Below are 19,183 nucleotides of genomic sequence, written 5' to 3'. Positions count from 1 at the left end.
GCGCCATCCCTGGCGCGGAGGGTCAGCTTACTGCTACCCAGACGCTGGGCTGAGTGACCTGCTATTCGGAACAATTATTTAGATTATCCTCCAGCGAGCAATATTCTGCGGTGCGACAGAACTGTTGCTGCCTTAATCCACAAGTTCGATATCCAGGCTGTTTAGCAGGCGAATGGCTTCATCGCGGCTGAATTTAGCTTTGCTGATATTGTTATTAAAAATATCGATATCGTAATCGCTGGCATCGGTGAAATCAGCACCCGAGAGATCGGTTTTCGCAAATAAACTGTGGGTGAAGTCGGTGCCACTCAATATCGCCCGGCGGAAACGACCCTCGCGAAAATCCACATCATGAGCTTTGCACGCGTCTATCGTGATCTCGTCTAGATTCAGCCCGAAAAAGGAAGAGTCATTCAGAATGCACTGCTTGAATTGCAGCGCGACGGAAAAAACCAATTTTGGCCAGGCGGCACGGGTCCAGTCCACGCCCACCAATTTACACTCATTAAAAATAACATCGGTAAATTGGCTCTGGGAGACCTGGACCAGACTTAAATTACAACGAGTAAAGGTGCATTCGATAAAACGACATTTCTTAAATCGAGTCGCGGTGAAATTGCACTCGATAAAATCACAGGCTTCGAATTCCAGCTCGCTCATCTCCTGATCCGTGACCGAGAGATGACTGAAGGTCGTGGATAGATATTCGCTTGCCGAATGAAAAGGGGTCTGCATCGCGCCTCCAGCGGGCTATCAGCAATGGCCTCTATTCGAATGGCATCAATTCCGAACAGAGGCCAGAGTAAGATTAAAGACTGCGACCATCAAACGGTTTAATGGTCAGCTGAGCCGGATCGATATCGCGAATGCAGCGGGAGTTGATCGCAATAATAGGGCGGCCATCCGGAGTGACACCTTCATTATGGGTGGCACAACCGCAGGTGGGGCAGAAGTGATGGCGAATAATATGTCGATGAAAGGTATAGGTGGACATCCGGGCGGGATCGCTCAGCAATGAAAAATGAGCGGGGGCCACGATCCAGTGCAAAGAGCCGTGCATGCTACAAATCGAGCAATTACAAGCCACTACGGTTTGCAGCTCACCGGTTGCCGTAAATTTAATATTGCCGCAATGGCAACCACCTTCATATTGCATCATGGGTAACCTCATTAATCTGTTATTCAATTAACAGGAATATTGTTTTGTGTTCATGATTCCGCATTCATTGAGCTGAAATAATTTATTTATCATCCAGGTTGGTTATGAATCAGGAAATACCTTGGTGAAGTATTCGAGAATTAATTCAGGCTCCTCATCAAATGAAATACCCAACTCATGAGCATCTTGGCTGAAAAACGCCTGATGACTGCTGCGCCAACTGGCATAGGAGCGATCGCCTTCTCCCTCCAATGCGGCAAATTCCGGGGTGACATCTTTAAATTGACAATATTCAATCCGGATCACCTTGATGATGCACACAGGTTGCTGTTGCCAATCCAGCACCACAGTCAATTGCCCAACAACCGGCTCGGGTTCCTGCTCGATGGCATAACAGGCTCTTAAACTGCAGGATGCGGTTTTGATGCCGGCATTAATTAAGCTGGCACAGGTATTGGCATTCCACTCATCGGCGCAGAAGTGTTCCGCATTGATCTGTGGAATGGCCGCTCGCTCTGCGTCATTCAGCGTAGATAAATAACGATTCAGAAAGGCTTGCTGGATATCCGTCATCATAAAGCCATTCCTTTTATAAATTCTATATTTTAAATAATCGAACATCATCATCTTTTTCTGTCGCCGTGGTGAATGTTCGATGATTCGGGAACACAATTTAGGGCGCGATTAAAAATAATGGTGCGCTGACGCCAAGAATAAAGACGGCTATATATGTCACTCTTGAAATCCAATAAGCGGATGTTCTGGATTGCTCTGCGATCCGGATATTTTTGCGCCAGGGTTGAAAGGCGATTATCGCGACCAGACCAGCAGCGATCGGTATGCCAATACCAGAGGGGCAGCCGCTTTTATAAAGGGCGACGCCGGATAGTAGACCCATCAACAGACTGAGCGGCGCTATCATCAGCGGTAATAACCGGCGGGTGGCGGGGTGTTCGACACTGCCTTCTGCGCCCAGTGGCAGGGATAAGAGTTCCAGCGCTTGTTTGAGCATCCTGAACGACTCCATCTTACTTGTCTGTTTGAATCCTGAATCTACCGCAACCGATTCCACAGAGCCATCGCCGTTTGCTGGGCCACCCGGGTCATAGTGGTTTGCCGTGCTCCAGGCTGTCGGGGCGTGACTGCCGCCACAGAATGCCTATAATGCCCGCTGGATCACGTTTATCGTCCTATCCCGTTGAAGGAGTCATGATGAAGTTGCATTGGCTGACTGGCCTGTTGGCGGTTGCTTGTTCAATTCCCGCCTGGGCAACCCTGCCGCTCACCCCGTTCGAGCAGGCCCCCACCCAGCCATTGCCCCATTCGGCGACTATCTCCGCTTACTTGCGTACCCTGGATCAAGAGAGCCAGTTTGCTGCCGTCACCCGGTTGGGGATTTCGGCCGGTGGCCGCCCGGTAGAGGCGCTGCTGGTGTCCGCCGATGCGAGTTTTCTGCAGCAAGGTAAACCGGCAGCGGACAAGCCCACCGTGATGCTGCTGGGATCCCAGCATGGCAATGAGCCCTCGGGCACCGAAGTGCTGCAGATCCTGGCGCGTCGGCTGCTGGATGGCGAACTGACACCCTGGCTGCAGCAGATGAATTTCGTCATCGTGGCGTTGGCCAATCCGGATGGCCGCGATCTCAACCGGCGGCTGAATGCCAAGGATGAGAACCCGAATCTGGACTTTATCGCCGTCGAATCCCCCGAGACCCGCATCTATATCGATGCCCTGGAGCGGTTTCAGCCCGATGTGGTGATGGACTTGCACGAAACCTGGAACGACAAGTGGCCGATGACGCCGAAGGAAGGCTTCCGTACCACCACAGATGCCCAGTTCGAGGTAGGTAATAATCCGAATCTGGACGCGGATCTCAGCCATTACGCCAACCAGGTCTACTTGCCGCGCCTCATCGAGGCGGTGGCCGATGCCGGCATTCCGGCCCAGCGCTATAACGAGATCTATTCACTCAAGGATCCGGTGCGCCGCGGTGGCTTGAGTCTCTCCAATTTCCGCAATTACGCCTCGATGCAAGGCTCGATGACGGTGCTGTTCGAGAATCGCCATGATGGTCAGGGCAAATTCCCGACCCCGCAGAACATAGCCGAGCGGGTGCGCAAGCAACTGCTGAGCGTGGATAAGGCGCTGGAGCTGGTGTTGGCGGATCGGGCGCAGATCCTGACTCTGAGCCGGGATGCGCGCCACCGCTGGGAAGGCATCAAGGGCGAGGCTCGCTTCGTCATGCAGTATGCCTTTGCGCCCAACACTCAGGAGCCCAGTATCGCCGTCACCCTCAAGGATCGGCAGGGCAAGAATGTGGTCAAACCCTTCCGCCTGGAGGATCAGATCGCCATCAAGGATGTGGGCGAGATCCCGCCCGGTTACGTCATCCGCTCCCAGACCCGGCGCTTCCGCGAATGGCTGGATGATCACCACATCGCCTATCAGGTGGTGCAGCAGCCGGAAACCATCCAGGTCACCCAGCAGCGGGTGGCGGATGTGAAAATTGCCGCCCGCACCAGCCCGGGGACCCGGGATTGGCTGGATGTGGTGCTGGACGAAAAAGATCTCAGCGTGCAGCTCAAACCCGGGGATGTGAAGATTTCCACCGCACAACCCCAAGGGGCGCTCATCAGCATCATGCTGGATCCGCGCTCCTCCAATAGCCTGTATCAGGAGCCGAGCTGGCGGGCATTGCTGATGAGTAATCCGCTGCCGACCGCCCCCCTGGCCGAGCCCCATCAGGATCTGGCCAAGGATTTGCCCAAAGCCAGCAAGCCAGAACCCCGCAGCTAAGCGCGCGCGGGTTCGGCCGTTGAGCCCGGGTCTGTGGCTCCAGATCTGACAACAGACTCACTCCTCGGCAGCGGCGCTACCCTTGCGTGCCTTGGGTGCGGGTGCTGCCGCCGGTTCGGCGGCCTTGCCACCCTTGAGGATCTGGCCGAGCGGCTCCCGCTGCTGGGCCAGATAGAGCCCCAGGGCCTCGCACTGGTTTTCATCCAGCGGGACTGGTCCTTGCTGCAACAAGCCACTCAGCTCATCTGCCATATCCAGCATCTTGTCGTAAGCATCGGCCTCTTTCTTGCTGACAAAGGTCATCTTTTCCTCGCCGTTCCGGACTACCACGTATTTGATCTCGACCGCCATCGATGAAATTCCTATGTATAAAGATACAGTTCTCTTATAACGGATCAGTGAGCTGAATGCCAGATTTAACTGTGCTGCCTCGCGGGCGATCGGCAAAAATGGCATAGTGGATCACGCTGTTCCAGGCAGCGGGTTCAGGATATGCGCGGGGCAAGGAGAGGGTATGAGATCCGGGGTTCGAATAGGGTGGCTGTTGCTGTGTTGCGTGATGTTCGCCAGCTCGCCAGTCGGGGCAAAACGGCTCTACAGCTGGGATGATGAACAGGGTGTGACTCACTTCTCCAGCCGTCCGCCGGCCGATCGCACCCGGGGCATTCAGGAGCTGAAAGCCAATAGTCAGGGCACTGTGACGCCGCTGCCGGAGAGTGAACGGCTCTATGCCGATGCTGAGACCCTGTTGCAGGCTGGCGAGAGCGGCAAGCAGCAGGAAACCTGTGCCTACTACCGCTCGCTGTTATCCCGCTATCAGACCAAGGGCGCCACCGCCTTCAACCCGCAAACCGGCAAGGCCGAAGTGCTGCATGGCAAAGCCGCGACCCAGGCGATCCGCCAGGCGCGGGATGCGGTGCGACTTTACTGCCGCCGCTAAGCGTTGCTGGTGCGAGGATGAGGGCTGAGCGCATCAGGCCCCTTCCGATCCGACATGCAGATCAGGCCACAGGTTCGGGCGAGGGAGTCGTTGCTCACCGAGAGGTTTTACAGCAAGGACAGCCAGGGCCAGGTTTGTTTGCTCGCCGCCACCGCCACTATATAGGCAAACAAGACGAGGGCCAGCAGACCGCAGCCGAGCCGTCCACGGGCGCTGGGCGCGCGCTTGATGGCGAAGGTGCCCGCGATTATATACAGCAACAATCCCACCAGTTTGGCACTGAGCCAGGGGCTGTTGACGAAGGGGGTCTGGTGCAGGTGATAGGCCAGCGCCACACCGGAGATCAGCAGCAGGGTATCGATGCAGTGGGGCAGGATCTTCAGCCAGCGCTGTTGCAGTCGGGGATGATTGCGCACCGCGAGCTGCAGACGAAATACAAATAGCGACAGGCTCAACAGGATGCAGAGGATGTGCAACTGCTTGAGGAACAGATAACTCATTACTTTTCTCCGCGACTCGGGGTGTCATGATTCCTGGAGGCAAAGAAGGGGCGCTGGATCTGGGTTTCCGGCTCCTCCTCCTGGGGCGGAGTGTTCTCCCATGCCGACATGATCTCGCTGCGCCTATCCTCCTGATTGGCCTGCAACATCTCCGCCAGAATATGCCGGTACTGCACGCTCTTGGTGATGTACATGCTCTCGTCATCGATGAAGGCGGTCTGCTCGCGCAGCAGCTTCTCATCATGCTGTTTGAAGGTCTGCCCGGCACGCCAGGCCTGATTGGCGCGCACTCCCAGCTCCTTGAGGGCGTTTACCCCCAGATCGACCGCCGAGCCGACTGTTTCCCGGTAGACCATGTCCACCCCTTGCTGTAGCAACTGATGGGCATGAGGGCGATCGATGGCGCGCACCAGCAACTTGAGTTGCGGGAAGTGCTTCTGCGCCAGCTCGCACACCGCCAGGGATTTGGCCGGGTTACCCACGGCCACCACCAGTAACTTGGCCTTGTGCGCCCCGGCTGCATAGAGCAGATCCAGCCGGTCGGCATCGCCGTAGAACACCTTGTAGCCGAATTTGCGCAGCACATCGATATGGCCGGCATCGTTATCCAGAACCGTGGTGCCGATGCCGTGGGCATGGAGCAGACGCCCGACTACCTGTCCGAAGCGGCCAAAGCCGACGATGATGACCGGGTTGTCGTGCTCATCAATCTTGTCGGCTTCCCGCTCTTCCTCCTGGCCCTCGTAGCGGCGCTGCACGAAGCGCTGGTTGAGGATCAGCAGCACAGGCGTCAGCGCCATGGAGAGCGCCACCACCAGGGTCAGCAGGGAGACCAGATGAGCCGACAGCAGTTGACTCTGATAGGCCAGGGTCAGCAACACGAACGCAAACTCACTGCCCTGGGCCAGCGCCAGAGCGAAGGTCCAGCGGTGGGATGCATTCATGCGCGACACGCCGCCCAGCCCTTGCAGCACCAGACATTTGATCAGGATCAGCAGCGCCAGCAGGCCCAGCACCATACCCGGCTCATGGGCCAGCAGGGTAAAGTTGATCCCCGCGCCCACCGAAATAAAGAACAGCCCGAGCAGCAAGCCCTTGAACGGCTCGATATTGGCTTCCAGCTCGTGGCGATACTCGCTCTCGGCCAAAACCACACCGGCCAGAAAGGTGCCCAACGCCGGGGAGAGCCCAACCGACTGCATGGCCAGGGCGATGAGGATGACCAGTAGCAGGGCGGCGGCAACGAAGATCTCGCGCATGCCGGATTGGGCAATGAAGCGGAACACGGGCCGCATCAGATAGTGGCCGCCGAGGATGATGCCGCAGATGACTGCCGCGATCAGCAGACCATCTTGCCAGCCCCCCAGGGTGGGTGTCGTGTCGGGCAGCGAGCCGCGCGCCGCCAGCAAGGGGATGATCGCCAGCATGGGAATGACGGCGATATCCTGAAACAGCAACACCGCAAAGCTGGCCTGACCGGATTCGGTTTTCAGCTGCCGCCGCTCGGTCAGGCTTTGCAGCACTATGGCGGTGGAGGAGAGGGCGAGGATCATGCCGGCGGTGACCGCCTGTTGCCAGCGCAGCTCGAACAGCAGGCTGACGATGGCGATGGCTACCGTGGTCAACAACACCTGGCTGCCGCCCAGGCCGAGCACAGGCCCCTTGAGTTGCCACAGCAGGGCGGGTTTGAGCTCCAACCCGATGAGGAACAGCATCAGCACCACCCCGAACTCGGCGACGTGCATCACATCATCGGTCTTGCCGACCACATTCAACAGATAGGGGCCAATGATGATGCCGGCGATGAGGTAGCCGAGCACAGAGCCCAGTCCCAGTCGTCGGGCAATCGGCACCGACACCACAGCCGCGGTGAGGAAGATGAAGGCGTCAAACAGCACTCCGTCTGTCATCATAGGGCCTCCAGCAGATCGGTCAGATAGGTCGCACGATGCAGCTCATCGGCGGGGAAGCGTTCATCCCGCAGTCCTTCCAGCAACTGCCGGTACTCGCGGGCGGTCTCCCGCAACAGGGTGACATCCTGGATGGTGTGGTAGGAATAGAGCACAAACGGCGGTAAATAACGCATGCCGCACAGCCAGGCGGTCTGCTTGAACGGTAACAGGTATTCGATGACGGCGCGGCGATTATGTCCCTGGGAGGTGTAGGACTCCTGACTACCGCCTGTGGTGATCACCGACAATAGCGCCTTGCCCTTGAGCGCGTGGCCATCCGGGCCGAAGGCGAAGCCGTATTCCAGCACCTGATCCATCCACTCCTTGATAATCGCCGGGCTGGAGTACCAGTACAGCGGGTGCTGGAAGATGATGATGTCGTGCTCCAGCAGCAGCTGCTGTTCCCGCGCCACATCGATAAACATGTTCGGATAGCACTGATACAGATCATGAATGGTCACCCCTTCCATCTTGCGCAATGCCTGCAGCAGAGCCTTGTTGGCATGGGAGCGGTGATAGCTGGGATGGGCAAACAGGATCAGTATCTTTTTCATGCTGGTCACAGGGCTCCGGTAAAACAGCGCTAGCGCAGACGGGAAGGCTCGCTCGTGAGGAGCGACAGATCCGCGCCAGTCTAGGGGCTAGGAAATTGTGAAGCAAATCAATTATCGAGCGCAAGGGCATCCCCGGGGTCAGGGACCGCATCACCGGTTGCCGGGCTCGTCAGCGGCTGATGCTGTCATCTCGCGCGGTCGAGTAGGAAGCTGCTGATCCCTGGTGCTCCAACGGTGGAATCCCCTGTTGTCAGTGTAAGCGGCGAAAGGGGGTTCGTCAGCCCGCTAACGTGCTCCGCAAGCTGCCAGCGATTTGCTAGCATGGCGGCTGCGTCCTTTCCTCATGAGAATTGCCTGTGTCCGAGTCGTTCCCGAGTTCGTCGGTTTCTATCGCTGCTGCGTCACCCGTACCTCCCGTGGCTGCTCGCCATGATCACCTGTTGCTGATGCATGGCGAGCAGCGCTGCGATCCCTACTACTGGTTGCGGGATGACGCCCGTCAGGATCCGGCCGTGCTGGGGTACCTGCAGGCGGAAAATGCGTACTGTCAGCAGGTGATGGCGCCGTTGCAAGGGCTGCAAAAAAAGCTGTACCGCGAGATGCGGGCCCGGCAAAAACCCGATGACAGCTCCTTACCCTACTTCTACCACGGCTACTGGTATGTGACCCGCTATGAGGCCGACGCCGAGTTTCCGCGTTACGAACGACATCCGGGCTTCCTGGAGGCGCCGGTGGAGCTGCTGCTGGATGCCGAGAGTCGGGCGGCGGCGAGTGATTACTACGAGCTGGGAAGTCTGGAGGTCAGCCCGGATGAGCGTTATCTGGCGGTGGCGGAAGATTGGGTCTCCCGCCGTCAGTACCGTATCCAGATCCGCGATCTGCAGCAGGATCTCTGGCTGGAAGAGAGCCTGGACTCCTGTTCGACAGAGGTGGTGTGGGCAGCAGATAGCCGTAGCTTCTTCTATATCCGGCTGGATGAGGAGACGCTGTTGCCCTACCAGGTGTGGAACCACCAACTGGGCAGTCCCATCGAGAGTGATCGGCTGGTGTATGAAGAGTCCGACCCCAGCTTTTATCTGAGCCTGGAGCAGAGCCGCTCCGAGCAGTTGCTGCTGATATCCCTGCAAAGCACTCTGAGCTGCGAAGTCTGGTGGCTGCCGTTAGAGACTCCCGACGGGGAGCCCGTCTGTTTTTTACCGCGGCGACGAGGGCACGAATATCAGCTCGACCACCTGGCCGGTGATTTTTATATCCGCTCCAATGCCCAGGGCAGCAACTTTGGTCTCTATCGTCTGCATGCCGGTGACCCGCTGCAAACTGGCGCCATCGAGTCGGAATGGCAGTGCCTGCTGGCTCCCCGCGAGGCGGTGTTGTTGCAGCAGTTCGAGTTGTTTAATCAGGCGATCCTGGTCGAGGAGCGGCAGGATGGCTTGAGCCGCTTACGGCAGTTGACCCTGGCCGGTGACGAGGTGCGGGCGGTGCAATTTGCCGATCCCTGTTATGTCACCTGGCTGGGTTATAACCCGGATCCGGCCAGCGGCGAGATCCGCTACGGCTACAGCTCCCTGACCACGCCAGTTTCCACCTACGCCCTGGATTTGGCGCTGGGCAGCCAGCGGCTATTGAAGCAACAACCCGTACTTGGCCGCTTCGATGCCCGCGCCTATGGCAGTGAACGGCTCTGGATCCAGGCGCGGGATGGCACCCGGGTGCCGGTCTCGCTGGTGTATCGTCGGGATCTGTTCGTCGCCGGACAAAACCCGCTGCTGATGTATGGCTATGGTGCCTATGGCCTCAGCGAAGAGCCGGATTTTTCCAGCAGTCGTCTGAGCCTGCTGGATCGTGGCTTCGTGTATGCCATTGCCCATGTCCGGGGTGGCGAGGAGCTGGGGCGCCACTGGTATGAGCAGGGGCGGGGCGAGCACAAGCTCAACAGCTTCCATGATTTTATCGATGTCACCCGCGGCCTGGTTGCCGGCGGTTATGCCGATCCCGCGCGGGTGTTTGCCATGGGTGGCAGTGCCGGAGGTCTGCTGATGGGGGGCGTCATCAACATGGCTCCCGAGCTCTATCTGGGCGTGGTCGCGGCGGTACCGTTTGTCGATGTCTTGACCAGCATGCTGGATGAGACCATTCCCCTGACCACCGGCGAGTATGACGAGTGGGGCAATCCCCATCAGGAGGCCGATTACGCCTGGATCCGCCGTTACAGCCCCTATGATCAGGTCCGGGCGCAGGCTTACCCCCATCTGCTGGTAGTGAGTGGTTTGCATGACTCCCAGGTGCAGTATTGGGAACCTGCCAAGTGGGTCGCCAAATTGCGTCATGAGAAGACCGATGATCGCTGGCTGCTACTGCACATGGACATGAGCGCCGGGCACGGCGGCAAGGCCGGACGCTATCACCATCTGCACGATGTGGCCCGGGAATATGCCTTCCTGCTCCACCTGGCGGGGATCGCCGGGTAATCGGCTCTGAACGGACATATTTTCCATACCGTTTTGCCGGTTGGCGGCGTAGACTTGTGGCAGGTATTCATAGTCTGAACAGACCGGCCCGGGCCGGATAAAAAGGAGAAATCCATGTCGGTACAAGAACAGGTTCAAGAGACGTGTGAAGCGTGTGGTTGCGTCGCTGAAATCGGCAGCATCATCAATGAAGGCGATGATCAGGTTACCCTGACGGTCGAGGCTGCTGACGTTGCCACCGCCGAGGCGCGGCTGGACAAATTCGTCGAACTGGCCCGCTCGATCTACAGCGATGTGGTGGTCGCAAAAGAGACTCAAACGACCGCAAGTGGCGTGGTGCTGAACTGTGCCCTGACCTTTAGCTGTACTGCTGAAAAAATCATCTTCGAGATGCGTTCCCGCGCGATCTGAGTCACAAAAAACGGGGGGTTCCGGCCCCCCGCTGTGTATAAAGCTCCCCTCCCGTTCAGCTTCCATTCAGGTACATTAGGGTTTAATGCGGCGTTTTCGATGAACAGATAATCGACAATACGCGATGAGAAACCTAATTCAAGGTCTGTTGTTGCTCTGGTGTCTGGCTGCTTCTGCCGCCCACGCCATGGCCCTGACCGACAAAGCGGCCACCCGTAAAGGCGATTTGGATGAGATGCTCGATGACCGTCTGCTCCGAGTGCTGGTGGTCTATGACAACGCCAATTTTTATCTCCATCAGGGACGTCAGGACGGCTTGAATGTCAGTCTGACCCGTGAATTCGAACGCTGGCTCAACCAACGCTATTTCGCTGGCCAAAAACTGAAGATGAACCTGTTGCTGGTGCCGGTACGCCACGATCAGCTGTTGCCGATGCTCAACGAGGGCAAGGGCGATCTGGTGTTGGCGAACCTGAGCGTGACCGATAGCCGCCGCAAGCTGGTGGACTTCTCGATCCCGGATATGACGGGTCTGCAGGAGTATCTGGTCAGCAGTGACAAGGTGCCCGAGATCCGCAATCTGACCGAACTCTCCGGTAAACATGTCTGGGTTCGCAAGAGCTCCAGCTACTACGAGAGCCTGCAGCTCCTCAACGAGATGCTGGCCACGCTGCATATGACGCCTGTCTATATCGAACAGGCGGATGAATCCCTGCAGGATAGCGATTTGCTGCAAATGGTCAGTGAGGGCGATATTCCTTTCACGCTGGTGGATAGCCATAAAGCCAAGCTCTGGAACCCGGTGTTTAGCGGGTTGCGGGTTCATAACCAGGTTCCGCTGCGTAAAGAGGGGGCCACGGCCTGGGCGTTTCGCAAGAACAGTCCGCAGCTGGAAAGCGAGGTAAATGCTTTCTTGAAAGAGTACCGTGCAGGTACCAGCAAGGGCGAACCGCTCTATCGCCGTTACCTGCAGCAGGCTCCGGGCATCGCCCAGCGCTTCCTGCGTGGCGGTACGGAGCGGATGGGATGGTCGGTGGCCGATTACCAACGCTATGCCCCGCTGTTCCAGCGCTATGCCGAACGCTATCAGCTGGACTGGATGATGCTGTTTGCCCAGGCCTATCAGGAGTCCACTCTGAACCAGAGTGCGCGCTCCAGCCGGGGGGCTATGGGCGTGATGCAGGTGCTGCCGAGTACCGCGCGCGAGCCCTATATCAACGTGCGCAACATTGCGTCTCTGGAGAATAATGTCCACGCCGGTACCAAGTACATGCGCTATATGATGGACAACTATTTTTCCGATGCCGAGCTGGATGACAACAACCGCGCCTTGTTCACGCTGGCAGCGTATAACGCCGGACCGAACCGTATTGCCCAGTACCGCAAAGAAGCAGCCCGACGTGGACTCAACGGCAATATCTGGTTCGACAATGTCGAGAAGGTTGCCGCGACAAAAGTGGGCGCCGAGACGGTGCAATACGTCAAGAATGTATCCAGCCGCTATGTGGCCTATCGTCGCTCCTACGAGCTGAATCAACAGCGCAAGCAATCGCGCCCGCGCTGACTCTGGCGCCCCACTCCGGGCGTCAGGCCCGAGAGGTGACGGCGTCCGGCTCTGGCGACCAGATGCGGGTTGTTAGCTGATCCGGATGGCAAAAGAAGTAGCTTTCGGCCATGGCGCACGCATCCGCCGGATGGTGCTGGCTGGTGGTCAGCCCATCGTCCGGGGCGAACGGATTGCGGGTCCTGAGCCGCAGGGCCAGTCCGGTTACGGACTGGGTATCCTGCTCTACCCAGGCCCACAGTGGCTCCTGCTGATTGCCGGCGAGGCGAGGTCCACCCAGCAACTGAATATGCTCCTGTTGATCGATCATCGGCCGCTCCTCCTATACCCTGCTTGTTCGCCTGCCCATGCTGCAGGGCGTCTATGACGAAACAATGAAACTTCCTGCCTTGATCTAGCAAACCCTATGCCTGTCACACCGGGACCGTTATGCTGGATTTGAGTCGAGTCGACGGAAGGATCAGCCCATGGACCGCCAGGACACCATCCCACCCCTTGCAACCGGTGTTGCCGCCCAGGCCGCCCTGGTGACCGACGGTGAACAGGCTCTGGCGCTGCGGCTGGCGCTGATCCGCGAGGCGCGCTACAGCATCCTGGCCCAGTACTACAGCTGGGAAGAGGATGTCAGCGGCAAGCTACTGTTGGGGGCATTGCTGGAGGCGGCACATCGGGGCGTCAAAGTCCGCATCCTGGTGGATGATCTCTATTCGGGCTCCAACCGCTATCTGGAATCCCTGGCGGTGGAGCCCAATATCCGGGTGCGAGTCTTCAATCCGTTCTGGATCCGGCTAGGGCGCCCCTGGTTCTGGTTGCTGGAGATCCTGTTCAGCTTTCGTCGCCTCAACCACAGAATGCACAACAAGTTGCTGGTGGTGGATGATGACTGGGCCATGGTGGGGGGGCGCAATATCGGCGACGCCTATCTGGGACTACCGGCCGACCATCAGTTCGTCGATCTGGATGTGCTGTTGCGCGGTGCTGTCTGTACCGATCTGGCGCGCGGGTTTCTCAGCTACTGGCGTGGACGTTGGAGCCATGTCTGCCATCGCCTTGGCTGGTTCGGCATTCCCGAGCCGATGGCCATCGCCAACAATGCCTTCCTGCTGGCACTCACAGAGCCCGAGGTGGCTCGCTTGTTCGGTGTCGCCGAGACGCATTTCAACGGCTGCTTGCGTAGCCTGAGCTGGCACACAGTGCGTGCTCAGGTGGTCGTGGACTCTCCCGACAAGGGACTACAGCTGCGGCGTCATCCCTCCGCCGCGACCCGGGCCTTGCTGGATCAACTGGGTGAGGTCACGACGAGCTTGCGAATTGTCTCGCCCTACCTGGTGCCGACCCGGCCTTTTTATCAGAGGGTGCGGCGTTTGTTGCGCCGCGGGGTTGGAGTACTCATGCTGAGCAACTCATTGGCGGGTACCGATATGCCACTGGCATATTCCGGGTACCGTACCCGCCGCAAGCGGCTGCTGAATGCCGGGGTTCGCCTGTTCGAACTGCGCCCCGGCAACCAGCGTTGCCTGCATGCCAAGCTGGCGCTGTTTGATGACAGCCATCTGTTGGTAGGCAGTCTGAACCTGGATCCGCGCTCTTCCTACCTGAATACCGAGATCGCGCTCTTGTTGCATGGCGAAAGTCTGGCTGCTGAGGTGCAGTCGTGGCTGGATCACATCCTGACAGCCGATTCGGCTTGGCCCTTGTGTCTGTGCCAGGGGGAGGTGCGGTGGCCACAGAGTAACGTCGAGCCACAAACCAGCCGTTGGCAACGCTTCTGGGTGACTCTGGTCAGTTATTTGCCGCTGCGCGGCTTGCTGTAGCGCTCCGGCGCCGGTTTGGCGTGCTTGCAACAACACGGTATGATGCAGAACTTTGGTTTATCCGGGAGCGATTGTGGGGATCCGTGCACAGCAAAAAGAGAAGACCCGTCGTTCGGTGATCGACGCCGCGTTCAGCCAATTGAATGCCGAACGTAGTTTTTCCAGCCTCAGTCTGCGTGAAGTGGCACGGGAAGCCGGTATTGCACCGACTTCGTTCTATCGGCATTTTCGCGATATGGACGAGTTAGGTTTGACGATGGTGGACGAAGGCGGGTTGACGTTGCGTCAACTGATGCGCCAGGCCCGGCTGCGGATTGCCAGTACCGGCGGTAGCGTGATTCGCACCTCGGTGCTGACCTTCATGGAGTTCATCGAGAATAACCCCAACGTCTTCCGTCTGTTGCTGCGTGAGCGTTCCGGTACTTCGGCTGCTTTTCGCCAGGCCGTCCAACGGGAGATCCAGCATTTCATCGCCGAATTGGCCGATGACCTGCAAAAGAAATCCGGCTATACCCCCTATGATGCCAATGTGCAGGCCGAGGCGATGGTGACCATAGTGTTTCATTCCGGGGCGGATGCTCTGGATCTGGATCCGGCACAGAGAACCGAATTGGCTGAGCGGATTATCTATCAGCTGCGGATGATTGCACGGGGGGCGGATTTTTATCATAAACCCAGGAGTTGAGCTGTTTCCGGTACTGTTCCTCTTTCGGAATCTGGCTGGGCTGGGTGTGAGATATTTGCTCTATCCTCTGTAGGTGGGTAAGGCTGAAAACTGCCGGAATCTGACGGGCAACTTTGAAATTATCATTTTAATTCAAGTGGTTAATTTTTTTTAGCCTGAGGAGCTGTGACGGAGTTCCTAGGTTGTGCGTTGGTGTCTACTTGTTCGTAACTGCTGCTCCATTACTATGTATCTATACCGCTGCCACATCAATCCAGGATGGATGATGCAGGACCCTGGCAGGGGTAGTCACAGGAGTGACGCATGGATAATGGATTCAGGAATCATGAGCAGGCTCGAGGATGAGCTCGCCGACAGGATGTCATAGGGACGGGTCCGGAGTGACCAGGGTCAGGGAGTGGCAGGGAGCAAGACTGGCTCAGGGAAGTGCGCAGTAGACCGAACAGACCTTTGAGGGGCGACGCTAGTCGCCCTTTTTCTTTTTTGCGTTCATTGCATTTTTTTTCATTTTCTATGATCAGCTATTCATTTTGAGTGAAAGGGTTTTCAGCTAATATGCGCTGCCACATGATGACGACCAGCGACGGGAGGCTCACCCATTCCGCTTCCAGAATGACTACTCATCGTGTGAGATATTTGCCATACCCTGCGTAAGGGAAAACGTTTTTCTTTCGTGCGTCAGATGTGTTGTCTCTATTTAACTATTTGATAATAAACAAATAATTATTCAGTCTCATGCGGGGAGTGAGAAAAGATTTAATCAATGGCATTGCTGATCCAGCCAGGATCCTTAGTATTAACAGTGCAGGACGCAATGAAGTTGACCAAGAAGGTTGGCTGCCAAGGTAAGGCGCAGGAATCCCCACAGGATGTGGGCAAGGACACCTCCCAGGAGGGAGATAGCACAGCGAGTACGGATGACTCGTTATGCCAGGATGGCTAAAGGACACCCCAAAGGATTTGGGAAGTGGAAAGCCTAAAGGACGAGCTTAGTCAGGGATTGCAGGGAGCAATACTGTTCAAGGATTCGGACAGCTAAGACCTAATGGGGGCGACGAAAGTCGCCCCCTTTTCTTTGTGGCCGCCACACGGCTGGAGGCAATCTGACGCCCGATCCGGATGAACTATTCCGGGGTTCGTACTTTTTCCTGCAGTGCGGCCAGACGGCGACGCTCCTGGGTACTCAGCCCCAATTCATCGCAGGCTTCATCAAAACTCTTGCCTAAATGACACATGATCAGCTCGATGGCTGGTAGGTAACTACTCAATCCGCTATCCATCGCAATATCCCATTGTTGATTATTTATGCTGATTTTTTAATTTATTATTAAGGCGTGGTCGATGGCAAGCCATTCTCTCCCGGCTCTGGAGCGAATGTGATCCAGGCTGCACTTTCTTGGTTGTGCAAAAAATCCGCTTCTTCTTGATCATAAACAGGATCTATTAGCTTATAAGATGCTTTACTCTGGCATGTTATAACTTTCTGGAGATAAGTAATGGCGGAATCCATTCACGGTCACGAAGTGATGCATTTGATGTTAGAGCTGGGCGGTACCTTCACTCGCGAGAGCCTGAAGCTGGCGATCCATGAACGGTTTGGTTCCACGGCGCGTTTTCACACCTGCAGTGCCAGCGATATGGACGCCGAGACCTTGATTGAATTCTTACGCGAACGTGGCAAGTTCGTCGAGCAGGAGAGTGGCTTCAATACCGAAGCCGAACGTATTTGTAATCACTAGGCATAATGATTGCGATAGCCCGCTCTGTCGCAATCTAACCTCTGCTCTGCTATATTCCGGCCAGAATTTTGTTCTGTAATTAACCGGATGCTCCGCTATGGATATTATTACCGCTGCCGTCATGTTGTTTCTAATTATGGACCCGGTCGGCAACCTTCCTGTGTTTCTGTCGATCTTGCGTCATTTACCCGCCGAGCGTCGTCGCAAAGTCATGATCCGGGAGTTACTGATTTCGCTGGTCGTGCTGTTGTTGTTCCTATTTGCCGGCCAGGAAATTCTCAATCTATTGAATCTCAAGCAAGAGGCGGTGAGTATCTCCGGTGGTATCGTGCTGTTCCTGATCGCTATACGGATGATTTTCCCCGGCGAAGGTGGGGTAACCGGCTTACCGGAAGGAGAGGAGCCGCTGATTGTACCCATGGCGATCCCGATGATTGCTGGCCCTTCTATCCTGGCGGCATTGCTCTTGTTAGCCCATCAATATCCCCATCAGATGACTGACTGGACTCTGGCTCTGTTGTTGGCCTGGAGCGCCAGCTCTATCATTCTGATGTTTTACGAGCAGATTAATCGCATACTCGGTGATCGGGTATTGCAGGCGCTGGAACGCCTGATGGGTATGCTACTCGTCATGATTTCGGTACAAATGCTGCTGGATGGTGCCTTGAAGTACCTTTCCTGAGCTACTGCCTTGGTGATGAAACACAACAGGCCGGTCTTAGACCGGCCTGTTGTGTTTCAGTGGCGACTCACATCCGTTGTCTAGGTCGCCAGTAGAACCCGTGCCGTCTTGGCCGGAATGGTCAGTCGAATTTCCCCTTTGACCACTTCGAACTTTTCCCGGGTTTCCGGGTCGGTGAAACGGTTGGCCAGTGAGGCTGTTTGCCAGATGGGCAGGGTGATTGTTCGTGCCTTGGTCGGATGACGATTCAACGCAGTAATCACCACATCACTCTCCAGAGTCCGGGCAAAGACAAAACTGTGTTCGCCCGCATACAGGGTATGAATATCGCCACGTCTCAGTGCCGGGTGGGTCTTTCGTAAACGGATCATGCGACGATAGTGGTCGTGCAGCATGTGATTCCATTCGGTGCTATCCCACGGGAAGCAGCGGCGGCAATCCGGGTCCTGGCCACCTTCCATCCCGACCTCGTCGCCGTAATAGATACAGGGAGTGCCGATATAGGTAAACAGTAGGGTCACGGCGGCGCGCATCAGCGCTTCATCGCCTTCGAGGATCGACAAAAAGCGGGCGGTATCATGACTGTCCAGCAGGTTGAACTGGGCCAGTTGATTGGCAAAGGGAATGCTGCAGCGGGCCTGTTTTAGCCACTGATCAAACTCTTCGGCGGTGATCTTGACCGGGTGGTAGGCTATATCCTTGCCTGCCAGGAAGGCGCGAACCGGGTGGGCAAACCCGTAGTAGTTCATGGCGCCATCTTCCTGATCGCCTTGTAGCCACTGGCTGGCTTCAAAGAAATGCTCGCCCAGCACGTAAGCATCCGGATTTTCTTGCTTCATGCATTGCCGCATCTGGCGAACGTGATAGGCATTGCCAGCTGCGGAACCATGCTCCCCCAACATATGGATGACATCGAAACGCCAACCATCGATAGCATAGGGTGCTCGCAACCAGTGCCGCAGAATGGCATCTTCACCGCGATATACAACTTCCTGTACTTCCTGGCAGGAGAAATCCAGCTTCGGCAGATGAGACATCCCCTTCCAGCCGACATAGTTTCCGGTCTCGTCGAAGGTATAGAAACGGCGGGCACTGGCATGGGCCTGACTGGCAGCGGCAAACCAGGGGTGTTGATCCGAAGTATGATCCACGACCGCATCCAGCACGATGCGCATACCGCGCTGGTGCAAGTTATTGGTCAACTCCGCGAGCTGCTGATTACTCCCCAGATGGGGGTCAACCTGGTAGAAGTCGATGGTGTCGTACTTGTGGTTGCTGGGGGAGGCAAAGATGGGATTCAGATACAGGGCCGAGATCCCCAGCGATTGTAGATAATGTAATTTGCTCTGGATCCCGGCTAGATCGCCGCCATAAAACTCGGATGCCCCCGTGGTGTTATGGCTGGTAGCAACCGGCTCACCCCATTGCTTGGCAATCACAGGATGTGTGGTATCACCATATTGATACTCGCCACTCTGCACGCTGATGCTGGGATCGCCATTGCAAAATCGGTCGGGGAAAATCTGATAGAACACCTGATCCTGGACCCAAACCGGCGGTTTCTGTTGTGGATTGAAATGGAAATGGGATTGTCTGGGTGGCATGGCGGAAGCGACCCCCGCGGCATGAACCCACCATTGTTCCTGTTGCCCGATCGCCTTGAAGGTATAGAGGATGGTTTCCGAATCAGGGTGGAGTGGCAATTCGCCACGCCAGATCAGCAGCTCACCCTGTTGACCACAGGGCTTCATCGGGATCAATTGCTCTTCGTTATCCGGCTCATGACGAATGAAGAGCTGGCTCAATTCCAGCTCTTTGTGCACAAACAGGGTCAGTTGCAGTTGGGTATTACTGGCTTTGAGCCAGGGCGTCACTTGGGAGTGGCAGAAAAACGGGTGTGGCATCAGGACTACTCGTAC

At 56.7% G+C, this 19,183-nt stretch carries 21 protein-coding genes; 10 read left to right on the top strand and 11 right to left on the bottom strand.

Annotated elements, in window-relative coordinates:
- Positions 1–132 precede the first annotated feature (132 nt).
- From ACZYUB_RS10365 to ACZYUB_RS10350, 4 genes are all read right to left on the bottom strand, one after another.
- Positions 133–735 carry a pentapeptide repeat-containing protein gene (locus ACZYUB_RS10365; RefSeq protein ID WP_463947673.1) on the bottom strand — a complete coding sequence of 201 codons (603 nt, stop codon included), beginning with the start codon at positions 733–735 and terminating at the stop codon, positions 133–135.
- Positions 736–808: 73 nt separating this feature from the next.
- Positions 809–1,159: a GFA family protein gene (locus ACZYUB_RS10360; RefSeq protein ID WP_463947671.1), complete on the bottom strand. Its 351-nt coding sequence runs from the start codon at positions 1,157–1,159 to the stop codon at positions 809–811.
- Between the two features lie 102 nt (positions 1,160–1,261).
- On the bottom strand, positions 1,262–1,735 hold the full coding sequence (locus tag ACZYUB_RS10355) for an ASCH domain-containing protein (protein ID WP_463947669.1): 474 nt from the start codon (positions 1,733–1,735) through the stop codon (positions 1,262–1,264).
- Between the two features lie 97 nt (positions 1,736–1,832).
- A complete protein-coding gene (locus ACZYUB_RS10350) occupies positions 1,833–2,171 on the bottom strand; it encodes a hypothetical protein (protein WP_463947667.1) in 339 nt (112 codons plus the stop codon).
- Positions 2,172–2,371: 200 nt separating this feature from the next.
- On the opposite strand from ACZYUB_RS10350, the gene ACZYUB_RS10345 reads away from it, so the two are divergent.
- A complete protein-coding gene (locus ACZYUB_RS10345) occupies positions 2,372–3,955 on the top strand; it encodes a M14 family zinc carboxypeptidase (protein WP_463947665.1) in 1,584 nt (527 codons plus the stop codon).
- Between the two features lie 57 nt (positions 3,956–4,012).
- On the opposite strand, the gene ACZYUB_RS10340 is transcribed toward ACZYUB_RS10345, so the two are convergent.
- Positions 4,013–4,306, bottom strand: coding sequence for a YebG family protein (locus ACZYUB_RS10340; protein ID WP_463947663.1), 294 nt, complete (start codon positions 4,304–4,306; stop codon positions 4,013–4,015).
- Between the two features lie 163 nt (positions 4,307–4,469).
- On the opposite strand from ACZYUB_RS10340, the gene ACZYUB_RS10335 reads away from it, so the two are divergent.
- Positions 4,470–4,895, top strand: a complete 426-nt coding sequence (locus tag ACZYUB_RS10335; RefSeq protein WP_463947662.1) for a DUF4124 domain-containing protein — start codon at positions 4,470–4,472, stop codon at positions 4,893–4,895.
- 107 nt (positions 4,896–5,002) lie between these two features.
- On the opposite strand, the gene ACZYUB_RS10330 is transcribed toward ACZYUB_RS10335, so the two are convergent.
- From ACZYUB_RS10330 to kefF, 3 genes are read right to left on the bottom strand one after another with little or no spacing between them, the layout of a single operon-like run.
- A complete protein-coding gene (locus ACZYUB_RS10330) occupies positions 5,003–5,395 on the bottom strand; it encodes a SirB2 family protein (protein ID WP_463947660.1) in 393 nt (130 codons plus the stop codon).
- Entirely contained in the window at positions 5,395–7,305 is a 1,911-nt protein-coding gene (locus tag ACZYUB_RS10325) for a monovalent cation:proton antiporter-2 (CPA2) family protein (protein WP_463947780.1), read from the bottom strand. Before ACZYUB_RS10325 ends, ACZYUB_RS10330 begins: the two co-directional genes overlap by 1 nt.
- Positions 7,305–7,901 carry a glutathione-regulated potassium-efflux system oxidoreductase KefF gene (kefF, locus tag ACZYUB_RS10320; protein WP_463947658.1) on the bottom strand — a complete coding sequence of 199 codons (597 nt, stop codon included), beginning with the start codon at positions 7,899–7,901 and terminating at the stop codon, positions 7,305–7,307. The genes ACZYUB_RS10325 and kefF overlap by 1 nt, the downstream gene beginning before the upstream one ends.
- Positions 7,902–8,257: 356 nt before the next feature.
- On the opposite strand from kefF, the gene ACZYUB_RS10315 reads away from it, so the two are divergent.
- From ACZYUB_RS10315 to ACZYUB_RS10305, 3 genes are all read left to right on the top strand, one after another.
- Entirely contained in the window at positions 8,258–10,369 is a 2,112-nt protein-coding gene (locus ACZYUB_RS10315) for a S9 family peptidase (protein WP_463947656.1), read from the top strand.
- 114 nt (positions 10,370–10,483) lie between these two features.
- A complete protein-coding gene (locus ACZYUB_RS10310; RefSeq protein WP_463947654.1) occupies positions 10,484–10,780 on the top strand; it encodes a DUF406 family protein in 297 nt (98 codons plus the stop codon).
- Positions 10,781–10,904: 124 nt separating this feature from the next.
- Positions 10,905–12,344 (top strand): MltF family protein, encoded by a 1,440-nt coding sequence (locus ACZYUB_RS10305; protein ID WP_463947653.1) that lies wholly within the window; start codon positions 10,905–10,907, stop codon positions 12,342–12,344.
- A gap of 22 nt (positions 12,345–12,366) precedes the next feature.
- Here the strand turns inward: ACZYUB_RS10305 and ACZYUB_RS10300 are convergent, their stop codons facing one another.
- Positions 12,367–12,654, bottom strand: coding sequence for a hypothetical protein (locus ACZYUB_RS10300; RefSeq protein WP_463947651.1), 288 nt, complete (start codon positions 12,652–12,654; stop codon positions 12,367–12,369).
- Between the two features lie 157 nt (positions 12,655–12,811).
- On the opposite strand from ACZYUB_RS10300, the gene ACZYUB_RS10295 reads away from it, so the two are divergent.
- The 3 genes from ACZYUB_RS10295 (at position 12,812) to ACZYUB_RS10285 (ending at position 15,786) form a co-directional block, all read left to right on the top strand.
- The gene (locus ACZYUB_RS10295; RefSeq protein ID WP_463947650.1) at positions 12,812–14,158 is read left to right on the top strand and encodes a phospholipase D-like domain-containing protein; all 1,347 of its coding nucleotides are present in this window, start codon (positions 12,812–12,814) and stop codon (positions 14,156–14,158) included.
- Between the two features lie 73 nt (positions 14,159–14,231).
- On the top strand, positions 14,232–14,843 hold the full coding sequence (gene fabR / locus ACZYUB_RS10290) for an HTH-type transcriptional repressor FabR (protein WP_463947648.1): 612 nt from the start codon (positions 14,232–14,234) through the stop codon (positions 14,841–14,843).
- Between the two features lie 814 nt (positions 14,844–15,657).
- The gene (locus ACZYUB_RS10285) at positions 15,658–15,786 is read left to right on the top strand and encodes a hypothetical protein (RefSeq protein ID WP_463947647.1); all 129 of its coding nucleotides are present in this window, start codon (positions 15,658–15,660) and stop codon (positions 15,784–15,786) included.
- A 181-nt stretch (positions 15,787–15,967) separates the two neighbouring features.
- Here ACZYUB_RS10285 and ACZYUB_RS10280 read toward each other — a convergent pair whose 3' ends face one another.
- Positions 15,968–16,123, bottom strand: a complete 156-nt coding sequence (locus tag ACZYUB_RS10280; RefSeq protein WP_463947645.1) for a hypothetical protein — start codon at positions 16,121–16,123, stop codon at positions 15,968–15,970.
- A 216-nt stretch (positions 16,124–16,339) separates the two neighbouring features.
- Here ACZYUB_RS10280 and ACZYUB_RS10275 point away from each other — a divergent pair, with 216 nt between their 5' ends.
- Both ACZYUB_RS10275 and ACZYUB_RS10270 read left to right on the top strand, forming a co-directional pair.
- Complete coding sequence (locus ACZYUB_RS10275; protein WP_463947643.1) at positions 16,340–16,582, top strand: YecH family metal-binding protein; 243 nt, start codon at positions 16,340–16,342, stop codon at positions 16,580–16,582.
- A gap of 97 nt (positions 16,583–16,679) precedes the next feature.
- Entirely contained in the window at positions 16,680–17,264 is a 585-nt protein-coding gene (locus tag ACZYUB_RS10270; protein ID WP_463947642.1) for a YhgN family NAAT transporter, read from the top strand.
- A gap of 80 nt (positions 17,265–17,344) precedes the next feature.
- Here ACZYUB_RS10270 and malZ read toward each other — a convergent pair whose 3' ends face one another.
- Positions 17,345–19,168, bottom strand: coding sequence for a maltodextrin glucosidase (malZ, locus tag ACZYUB_RS10265; protein WP_463947640.1), 1,824 nt, complete (start codon positions 19,166–19,168; stop codon positions 17,345–17,347).
- Positions 19,169–19,183: the final 15 nt, after the last annotated feature.

It is taken from the genome of Pseudaeromonas sp. HNCC25DJ182 (assembly GCF_055413365.1).
This window is presented reverse-complemented; position numbering and strand designations above follow the sequence as displayed.

Coding starts and splice junctions, on each gene's coding strand:
- ACZYUB_RS10365 (WP_463947673.1), bottom strand. CDS start 735: ATGCAGACCCCTTTTCATTCGGCAAGCGAATATCTATCCACGACCTTC.
- ACZYUB_RS10360 (WP_463947671.1), bottom strand. CDS start 1,159: ATGATGCAATATGAAGGTGGTTGCCATTGCGGCAATATTAAATTTACG.
- ACZYUB_RS10355 (WP_463947669.1), bottom strand. CDS start 1,735: ATGATGACGGATATCCAGCAAGCCTTTCTGAATCGTTATTTATCTACG.
- ACZYUB_RS10350 (WP_463947667.1), bottom strand. CDS start 2,171: ATGCTCAAACAAGCGCTGGAACTCTTATCCCTGCCACTGGGCGCAGAA.
- ACZYUB_RS10345 (WP_463947665.1), top strand. CDS start 2,372: ATGAAGTTGCATTGGCTGACTGGCCTGTTGGCGGTTGCTTGTTCAATT.
- ACZYUB_RS10340 (WP_463947663.1), bottom strand. CDS start 4,306: ATGGCGGTCGAGATCAAATACGTGGTAGTCCGGAACGGCGAGGAAAAG.
- ACZYUB_RS10335 (WP_463947662.1), top strand. CDS start 4,470: ATGAGATCCGGGGTTCGAATAGGGTGGCTGTTGCTGTGTTGCGTGATG.
- ACZYUB_RS10330 (WP_463947660.1), bottom strand. CDS start 5,395: ATGAGTTATCTGTTCCTCAAGCAGTTGCACATCCTCTGCATCCTGTTG.
- ACZYUB_RS10325 (WP_463947780.1), bottom strand. CDS start 7,305: ATGACAGACGGAGTGCTGTTTGACGCCTTCATCTTCCTCACCGCGGCT.
- kefF (WP_463947658.1), bottom strand. CDS start 7,901: ATGAAAAAGATACTGATCCTGTTTGCCCATCCCAGCTATCACCGCTCC.
- ACZYUB_RS10310 (WP_463947654.1), top strand. CDS start 10,484: ATGTCGGTACAAGAACAGGTTCAAGAGACGTGTGAAGCGTGTGGTTGC.
- ACZYUB_RS10305 (WP_463947653.1), top strand. CDS start 10,905: ATGAGAAACCTAATTCAAGGTCTGTTGTTGCTCTGGTGTCTGGCTGCT.
- ACZYUB_RS10300 (WP_463947651.1), bottom strand. CDS start 12,654: ATGATCGATCAACAGGAGCATATTCAGTTGCTGGGTGGACCTCGCCTC.
- ACZYUB_RS10295 (WP_463947650.1), top strand. CDS start 12,812: ATGGACCGCCAGGACACCATCCCACCCCTTGCAACCGGTGTTGCCGCC.
- ACZYUB_RS10285 (WP_463947647.1), top strand. CDS start 15,658: ATGAAGTTGACCAAGAAGGTTGGCTGCCAAGGTAAGGCGCAGGAATCC.
- ACZYUB_RS10280 (WP_463947645.1), bottom strand. CDS start 16,123: ATGGATAGCGGATTGAGTAGTTACCTACCAGCCATCGAGCTGATCATG.
- ACZYUB_RS10275 (WP_463947643.1), top strand. CDS start 16,340: ATGGCGGAATCCATTCACGGTCACGAAGTGATGCATTTGATGTTAGAG.
- ACZYUB_RS10270 (WP_463947642.1), top strand. CDS start 16,680: ATGGATATTATTACCGCTGCCGTCATGTTGTTTCTAATTATGGACCCG.
- malZ (WP_463947640.1), bottom strand. CDS start 19,168: ATGCCACACCCGTTTTTCTGCCACTCCCAAGTGACGCCCTGGCTCAAA.